Raw genomic sequence first — 7507 nt, 5'->3', positions numbered from 1 at the left:
CGCCGATGTCACCGTCGGCCCGGTCAACCTGCCCGCCTTGCGCGGCGAGGGCGGCAGCGTCACCCCGACCGACGTCCCGCCTTCGGTTTCGAAAGCGCCCGCACCCCCCGCCGGAGACTATCCGTGACCGACAGCGAACCGGCGGCGCCTCCCCCGGCGCCCGTCGACATTCCTTATGGTTTTGCCCGCGCGCACGGCGTTGTCATCGCACGGGAAGACGGCGGTATCTGGCTTGCGACGCTGCGCGAGGATGCCGATCCCGCGGTGCTGATCGAGGTGAAGCGCTACCTCGCGCAGCCGCTGCGCGTCACGACCGCGAGTGTCGCCGATTTCGACCGGCTGCTCTCCGACCATTATGCCGTCGACAGCTCGGCCGCCGCGATGGCGGGGTCGCTCGATGGCAGCGACATCGACTTCAGCCTGCCGAGCGCCGAGGATCTGCTCGACAGCGCCGACGATGCCCCCGCGATCCGCCTGATCAACGCGATCATCGCCGAAGCGGTGCGGCAGGGCGTCAGCGACATCCACATCGAACCCTATGAAAGCGGGCTCGTCGTGCGGATGCGCACCGACGGCGTGCTGCGCGAGCATCTGCGCATGCCGCCCCACGTCGCCCCCGTCGTCGTCAGCCGCATCAAGGTGATGGCGCGCCTCGACATCGCCGAACGCCGCGTGCCGCAGGACGGCCGCATCGGGCTGACGCTCGCGGGGAAAGCGGTCGACGTGCGTGTCTCGACGCTCCCCAGCCGCGCGGGCGAACGCGTCGTGATGCGCATCCTCGACAAGGATGCCGCGGGGATCGACTTCGACGTGCTCGGCCTGTCGGGCGCCGCCGACCAGATTTTGCGCGAGGCGCTTGCCGAACCCAATGGCATCATCCTCGTCACCGGCCCGCCGGGTTCGGGCAAGACGACGACGCTTTATGCCGCGCTCAAGCAACTGAACGACGGCCAGCGCAACATCCTGACCGTCGAGGACCCGGTCGAATATGCCGTCGACGGCGTCGGCCAGACGCAGGTCAACAGCAAGGTCGGGCTCGATTTCGCCGCGGGCCTCCGCGCGATCCTGCGCCAGGATCCTGACGTCGTCATGGTCGGCGAAATCCGCGACCGCGAAACCGCCGATATCGCGGTGCAGGCGTCGCTGACGGGGCACCTCGTGCTTTCAACGGTTCATACCAATGATGCGGTCGGCGCGATCACGCGCCTCAAGGATCTGAAGGTCGAACCCTTCCTGCTCGCCTCGACGCTCCGCGCGGTTCTTGCGCAGCGCCTCGTCCGCAAGCTCTGCGACCATTGCCGCGAGCCGGTGCAGGCGGACAATAGCGTCGCCGCGATCCTCGGGCTCGACATCGGCACCGTCATCTGGCGCCCCAAGGGCTGCGACCAGTGCGGCGGCACCGGCTACAAGGGCCGCATCGGGGTGTTCGAGGCGATCAAGGTCGACGAGACCGTGCGCCGCTACATCTACAATGGCGGCGACGAGGCGATGATCACGCGGCACGCCTTCCTGAAATCGCCGACGCTCGCTTCGGCGGCGCGGACGATGGTCGCGAAGGGGCTGACGACCGCCGAGGAGGCGATCCGCATCGCGCGGCGCGAGGAAATCGATGCCTGATTATCGCTATGTGGCGATCGATCCGCAGGGCCGCGAGCGCAAGGGACGGCTGACTGCCGCGGGCGACGACGCCGCGCGCGCCGACCTGATGCGCCGCAAGTTCCACATTATCGCGGTCGAGGCGGCGGGCGCGAAGCCCGCCGGCCGCTCGCTGCTCGCGTTTCGCAAGAATAGACTCTCAGCCAAGGACCTCGCGCTCTTCACGCGCCAGCTTGCGACGCTCGCCGAGGTCGCGCCGCTCGAAGAGGCGTTGCGCACGCTCACGCGCCAGAGCGAAGCCGAAAGCGCGCGCGCCGTCATCGGCGACGTTCACGCCGGGCTGCTCGAAGGGCGCCGCCTCGCCGATGCGATGGCGCGCCAGCCGGGAAGCTTCCCGCCGCTCTATCGCGCGATGGTCGCGGCGGGCGAAACCACGGGCAGCCTGACGACGATCCTCGCGCGGCTCGCCGACCTGCTCGAACGGCAGGCCGAAGTGCGCGGCAAGCTGATCGCGGCGCTTGCCTATCCGATCGTGCTTGCGATCGTCGCGATCGGCGTCGTCGCGGCGCTGATGATTTTCGTCGTGCCGCGCGTCGTAGAACAATTCACCGACAGCGGCCAGCAACTGCCTTTCCTGACCCGTGCGGTGATCGCGATATCGGGCTTTGCGGCGAACTGGTGGTGGCTGATCGCCCTGCTGATCGCAGCGGCGAGCTTCGGCTGGGTGACCGCGATGCGCCGCCCGGCGTTCAAGGCGCGCGTCGATGGCCGGCTGCTCCGCCTGCCGCTGTTCGGGCGTCTGCTCCGCGATCTTTATGCGGCGCGCTTCGCGCGCACGCTGTCGACGATGGTGTCGAGCCGCCTGCCGCTCGTCGAAGGGCTCAAACTGACCGTGCCGACGATCCGTAACGCGGCGCTCGCCGGCGCGACCGCCAATATCGTCGATCAGGTTCGTGCTGGCGGCGGCCTGTCGACCGCGCTTCGCGACGCCGGGGTCTTCCCGCCGCTGCTCGTCTATATGACCGCGAGCGGCGAAAGCGCGGGCAGGCTCGAACAGATGCTCGAACGCGCCGCCGATTATCTCGAGCGCGAATTCGACCGCTTCACGGCGGCGTCGATGGCGCTTCTCGAACCTGTCATAATTGTCGTTATGGGGTCGTGCGTGGCCCTTATCATCCTCGCCATTCTGCTGCCGATCCTTCAGTTGCAGAACCTAGCAGGTCTATAATAAATGTCCCTGATGCAGCTTTTCATCCGCCTGATGCTCGACCCCGGTCGCCCGCCAGTTCGTTCGCGCCGCAACAAGGACGAGCGCGGCTTCACGCTGACCGAATTGATGGTCGTGATCTTCATCATCGGGCTGCTCGCGACGGTGGTGATGATCAACGTCCTGCCGAGCCAGGACCGCGCGATGGTGACCAAGGCCAAGGCCGATATCTCGACGCTCGAAAACGCGCTCGAACAATATCGGCTCGACAATCTGACCTATCCGGCCTCGACCGACGGGCTGAACGCGCTCACCACCCCGCCGCCCGCACTCGCGCAGCCCGAACGCTATCGCCGCGGCGGCTATATCAAGAAGCTGCCCGCCGATCCGTGGGGCCGTCCCTATAATTATCAGGCGCCCGGGCCGAACGGAAAGGCGTTTGACGTCTGGTCGCTCGGCGCCGACGGCGCCCCCGGCGGGACCGACGACAATGCGGATATTCGCAGCGACGGCTGAGGCGCCCCTTCCATGTTCCCCGGCGCAAGCCGGGGCCCATTGGCGCCGGACCAATCTTTCATGGGCCCCAGCCTGCGCCGGGGCGCATTCGCCTGGAGGGGAACGCGGCTTTACGCTGGTCGAGCTGATGGTCGTGCTCGCGATCATGGCGCTCGCCGCGACCGCGGTCGTGCTCACCATCCCGGGCGAGGAGCGCACCGTGCGCAACGAGGCCGACCGTCTCGCCGCGCGCCTTGCCGCCGCGCGCGATATCGCGGTGGTCGAGGGGCGCAGCGTGTCGGTCAATTTCGCACCCTCGGGCTATGGCTTCGAGCGGCGGATAGCGGGCGAATGGCAGCCGCTTCCCGGCCGGGCTTTCGAACAGCGCAGCTGGCCCGGCGATGTGCGTTTTTCGGCGGGTAACGGGCAGGGTACGGCGCGCATCCTCTTCGACCGCGTCGGGATCAGTCCCACGCCGCAGGCTATCGTGCTGACCGGCGGCGACGTGCGCGAGATCGTGCGCGTGTCGGCGGCGGGGGAGGTCAGCCGTGGGCCGTGAACTTTCCCATTGTTCCCCGGCGAAGGCCGGGGTCCAGAGCTGTTCCAACCGACGCTGCGCCAGCTCGCTCTGGGCCGCGTTTGGAGTCCCGTGCCTCCGAACGCCCTTTGCGGGTGCGCGATCAGGAGCCGATGATCGCGGTTTTACGCTGCTCGAAATGCTCGTCGCGCTGAGCGTTATCAGCATCGCCGCGCTCGCGCTGGTTCGCCTCGATGCCTACGCCGTGCGTACCGCGGGCGATCTCGACGAAAGCACGATGGCGGGCATCGTCGCGCAAAACCGCGCGGTCGAGTTGTGGACCGATCCCGCGCCGCCGACGATCGGCAACAGCGCGATCGGTGTGGCGAACGCCGGCCGCAACTGGCGTGTCGAACAGCGCGTCACAAAGACCGCCGACGACGCCCTGCTGCGCATCGACCTGCTCGTTCGGCCCGAGAGCGGGCGCGGGCAGGCGGCGCTGACGATCATCCGGCCGTCGCGATGAGGGCTTTGCGCTTTGCCTTTTCCCGTATCCCCGCGACGGCGGGGATCCAGAGCGTTTCTGACCGACGATGCGCCAATTCGCTCTGGGCCGCGTTTGGAGTCCCGTGCTTCCGAACGCCCTTCGCGGGGGTGCGATCAAGTGCCGATGATCGCGGTTTCACGCTCGTCGAGATGCTCGTCGCGCTCTCGATCTTTGCGGCGATCGCGGCGATGGGTGTCGGGCTGCTGCGCAGCAGCGTCGACACGCAGGACGCGGTGCAGGGGCGGCTGAAGGCCATGGGCGGCATCAACCGCCTGCGCGCCGTGATGGCGAACGACCTTGCGCAGGCGGTCCAGCGCCCGACGCGCGGGCCGGCGGGCGAGGCGGTCCCGGCTTTTGCCGGGTCGTCGACGGGTTTTGCTTTCGTCCATGGCGGTGCGGCGGCGCTCGACGGAAGTCCGCGCCCCGATGTCGAGCGCGTCGCCTATGCGCTCGTCGGCGGCGAATGGCGGCGCGCGATCCAGCCGATGCTCGACGGCACTGCGCTCGGCGCCGGCGACCGCCTCGTCGGCGAGGTGACCGGGGTGGCCGTCCGTTACCGCGACGAGAAGGGCAACTGGAACGAAAGCTGGACCTCTGAGCCCGGCGACCGTTTGCCGCGCGCGGTCGAGGTCCGCCTGTCGCGTACGGGGCGCGAAGCGCTGACGATGCTGTTCCTCACCGCGCCGGCCTTGCCGCCGCCGCCCGGGCAGGGAACGCCGGCACCATGAAGCGCGGCGCGAAAGGCGAACGCGGAGCGGCGCTGCTTACGGTGCTGCTGCTCGTCGCGGTGATGGCGGTGATCGCGGCGACCGCGCTCGACCGGCTGACGCTCGCGACGCGGATCGCGGGAAGCGCCGCGACAGTCGACCAGGGCCGTGCTTATGCCTTTGCCGCCGAACAGATTGCACTGCGCCGCGTTGCCGACCTTGTCGGGCGCGATCCCGCGAAGCTGACGCTGGCGGGCAATTGGCTCGGGCGCGATTTCACGCTGCCGCTTCCCGGCGGCGAGGGACGTGCGAAGCTGACCGACGCCAACAATTGCTTCAACCTCAACAGCCTCGTTGCCGAAGCAGCGCCGGGGCGGCTGAGCCAGCGGTCGGGGTCGATGCGCCAGTTCGGCGAGCTGATGCAATTGCTCGGGATCGACCCGGGGCAGGCGCAGGCGATTGCCGGTGCGGCGGCCGACTGGATCGACAGCGACAGCAACGAGGGGCCGCTCGGCGCCGAGGACAATGCCTATCGAGCGATGCAGGGCGCCTATCTGCCCGCGAACCGCAAGATGGCCGATGTCAGCGAGCTGCGTGCGGTGCGCGGCGTGACGCCGAAAATCTACGCACGGCTCAAACCCTGGATTTGCGTGCTGCCGGCAACCGATCCGGTCAAGCTTAACGTCAATACGCTCGCGCCCGAACAGGCACCTTTGATCGCGATGCTGGTTCCCGGCGAAATCACTGTCGCGAAGGCGCGGGCGGCGCTGGCGGCGCGTCCCGCTGGCGGCTATGGCAGCAGCTTGCGATTCTGGGAGTCGGGGGCCTTCGAAGGCCGAAAGCCGCAAGAAGATGTCGCCGAACAGGCGGGTGTGACCAGCCGCTGGCTGACGCTGACGACGAATGTGACGATGGGGGACGGATTTTTGACGGCAGTTTCGCTCATCGATGCCAACGGCGGGGCGCCCTCTGCGGGCATCGCGCCGCCGACGATCGTGCGCCGCGATTGGGGCGAGACCGACTGAATGTCGCGCACTTTGATTCTCTGGCTGCCGCCGGTGGCGGTGCTTGGCGAAGATCATGCGCCCCCGCCTGCCTGGCTGCGCGTCGATGATGGCATCGTCGTCGATAGCGGGCAGGACGACGGCTGGGTCGATGCATGGGAAAAACCCCGCGACGATAGTCCCGACGACCGGCTGATCGCTCTCGCGCCCGCCGCCGACGTCCCGCTGCGCTGGCTCCATTATCCCGACGCTGCGCCCGCACAGGCGGCCGCCGCGGCGCGCATCGACGCGCTGAAGACCAGCCTGGGCGACGCCGCTGCCTTGCACGTCGTCGCGGGCCAGCCTGCGGAAACGGGACAGGCGGTGCCGGTCGCGGTGACGACCCATGCGGCCATGACGGCGTGGACCGACTGGCTGAAGGCGCGCGATTTCGCGCCAGCCGCGATCATTCCCGTCGCGGTCGCGGTGCCGCCCCCCGAACCCGATACGCTGTGGACGGCCGAGGTCGGCGGCGAGCAGATCATTCGTACGATCGACCGCGCCTGGGTGTCCGATCCCGAACTCGATCCGCTGATCGCGGGCGGCCACGCGATCCTGCCGCTCGACGCCGGGCGGATGCGCGAAGCCCTGTTGATGACGCTGACCGCGCCGCCGCTCGACCTGCTCAGCGGGGGGTGGAAACCCAAACGCAGCTGGTCGGTCGATCCGGCGATGCTGCGGCTCGCCAAGCGCCTCGCTATCGCCCTTGTCGTCGTTAGCTTGGCTGTCCCGCTCATCTACGCGGTGCGCCTCTCGTCCGACACCGGCCGCGCCGACGACGCCGTCGTCGCGATGGCGAAGAAGGCCGGGGCGACCGCAAGCGACGCGGCAGCGGCGGAGGCCGAACTCGACCGCCGCCTTGCCGTCGCGGGCGGCGGGCCGCTCGCCTTCTCGGTCCCCGCATCGGCGCTCTACGACGCGATGGGCGATGCGCCGGGCGTGACGCTCAAGACCTTGTCGCATCGCACCGACGGGACGCTGACGACGACGATCGCCGCGCCGCGCGTCGAGGATATCAACAAGGTGCTGCTCGCGCTGCAGGCCCGCGGTTATCGCATCACCGCCCAGCCGATGGCGGGCAGCGACGGCCAGCAGATGGCGAATATCACGATCCGGGCGGTGCCATGACCGAGCGATTGCAAAACTGGTGGATTGCGCTGTCGACGCGCGAACGCTGGCTCGTCGGTATTGCCGGCGTGCTTGCGCTCGGCGTTGTCCTGTGGGGCCTCGGTCGTCCGGCGGTCGCGGCGTATATCGACCTCGAAAACCGGCACCGCGCCGCGATCGAGCGCGAAGGGCGCGTGGCGGCAAAGGCCCAATTGCTCGCGCAGCGTCCGGCCAAATCGGTCGCCGCGGCGGTCGATGCGGTCGCGATCGACCAATATCTCGCGCAAT

At 68.7% G+C, this 7507-nt stretch carries 9 protein-coding genes; all 9 read left to right on the top strand.

What is annotated here, in order from left to right; all coding sequences use genetic code 11:
• Positions 1 to 123 precede the first annotated feature (123 nt).
• The gene (locus tag VGD20_RS20580; RefSeq protein WP_331136235.1) at positions 124 to 1617 is read left to right on the top strand and encodes a GspE/PulE family protein; all 1494 of its coding nucleotides are present in this window, start codon (positions 124 to 126) and stop codon (positions 1615 to 1617) included.
• Positions 1610 to 2824 carry a type II secretion system inner membrane protein GspF gene (gene gspF / locus VGD20_RS20575; RefSeq protein WP_331136234.1) on the top strand — a complete coding sequence of 405 codons (1215 nt, stop codon included), beginning with the start codon at positions 1610 to 1612 and terminating at the stop codon, positions 2822 to 2824. The genes VGD20_RS20580 and gspF overlap by 8 nt, the downstream gene beginning before the upstream one ends.
• A gap of 3 nt (positions 2825 to 2827) precedes the next feature.
• Positions 2828 to 3319 carry a type II secretion system major pseudopilin GspG gene (gene gspG, locus VGD20_RS20570; protein WP_331136233.1) on the top strand — a complete coding sequence of 164 codons (492 nt, stop codon included), beginning with the start codon at positions 2828 to 2830 and terminating at the stop codon, positions 3317 to 3319.
• Entirely contained in the window at positions 3294 to 3857 is a 564-nt protein-coding gene (locus tag VGD20_RS20565; protein ID WP_331136232.1) for a GspH/FimT family pseudopilin, read from the top strand. Before gspG ends, VGD20_RS20565 begins: the two co-directional genes overlap by 26 nt.
• The gene (gene gspI, locus VGD20_RS20560) at positions 3847 to 4341 is read left to right on the top strand and encodes a type II secretion system minor pseudopilin GspI (protein ID WP_331136231.1); all 495 of its coding nucleotides are present in this window, start codon (positions 3847 to 3849) and stop codon (positions 4339 to 4341) included. The genes VGD20_RS20565 and gspI overlap by 11 nt, the downstream gene beginning before the upstream one ends.
• Positions 4342 to 4469: 128 nt before the next feature.
• Positions 4470 to 5090, top strand: a complete 621-nt coding sequence (gspJ, locus tag VGD20_RS20555; protein WP_331136230.1) for a type II secretion system minor pseudopilin GspJ — start codon at positions 4470 to 4472, stop codon at positions 5088 to 5090.
• Complete coding sequence (gene gspK / locus VGD20_RS20550; protein WP_331136229.1) at positions 5087 to 6094, top strand: type II secretion system minor pseudopilin GspK; 1008 nt, start codon at positions 5087 to 5089, stop codon at positions 6092 to 6094. The genes gspJ and gspK overlap by 4 nt, the downstream gene beginning before the upstream one ends.
• Positions 6095 to 7240 carry a type II secretion system protein GspL gene (gene gspL, locus VGD20_RS20545; protein ID WP_331136228.1) on the top strand — a complete coding sequence of 382 codons (1146 nt, stop codon included), beginning with the start codon at positions 6095 to 6097 and terminating at the stop codon, positions 7238 to 7240.
• Positions 7237 to 7507 (top strand): type II secretion system protein GspM (gene gspM / locus VGD20_RS20540; protein WP_331136227.1); only part of this gene is annotated, 271 nt, incomplete at its 3' end. The genes gspL and gspM, both read left to right, overlap by 4 nt.

The sequence above is a fragment of the Sphingopyxis sp. genome, assembly GCF_036402335.1.
GTDB lineage: Bacteria > Pseudomonadota > Alphaproteobacteria > Sphingomonadales > Sphingomonadaceae > Sphingopyxis.
This window is presented reverse-complemented; position numbering and strand designations above follow the sequence as displayed.

Coding starts and splice junctions, on each gene's coding strand:
- gspK (WP_331136229.1), top strand. CDS start 5,087: ATGAAGCGCGGCGCGAAAGGCGAACGCGGAGCGGCGCTGCTTACGGTG.
- gspF (WP_331136234.1), top strand. CDS start 1,610: ATGCCTGATTATCGCTATGTGGCGATCGATCCGCAGGGCCGCGAGCGC.
- gspL (WP_331136228.1), top strand. CDS start 6,095: ATGTCGCGCACTTTGATTCTCTGGCTGCCGCCGGTGGCGGTGCTTGGC.
- VGD20_RS20565 (WP_331136232.1), top strand. CDS start 3,294: ATGCGGATATTCGCAGCGACGGCTGAGGCGCCCCTTCCATGTTCCCCG.
- gspG (WP_331136233.1), top strand. CDS start 2,828: ATGTCCCTGATGCAGCTTTTCATCCGCCTGATGCTCGACCCCGGTCGC.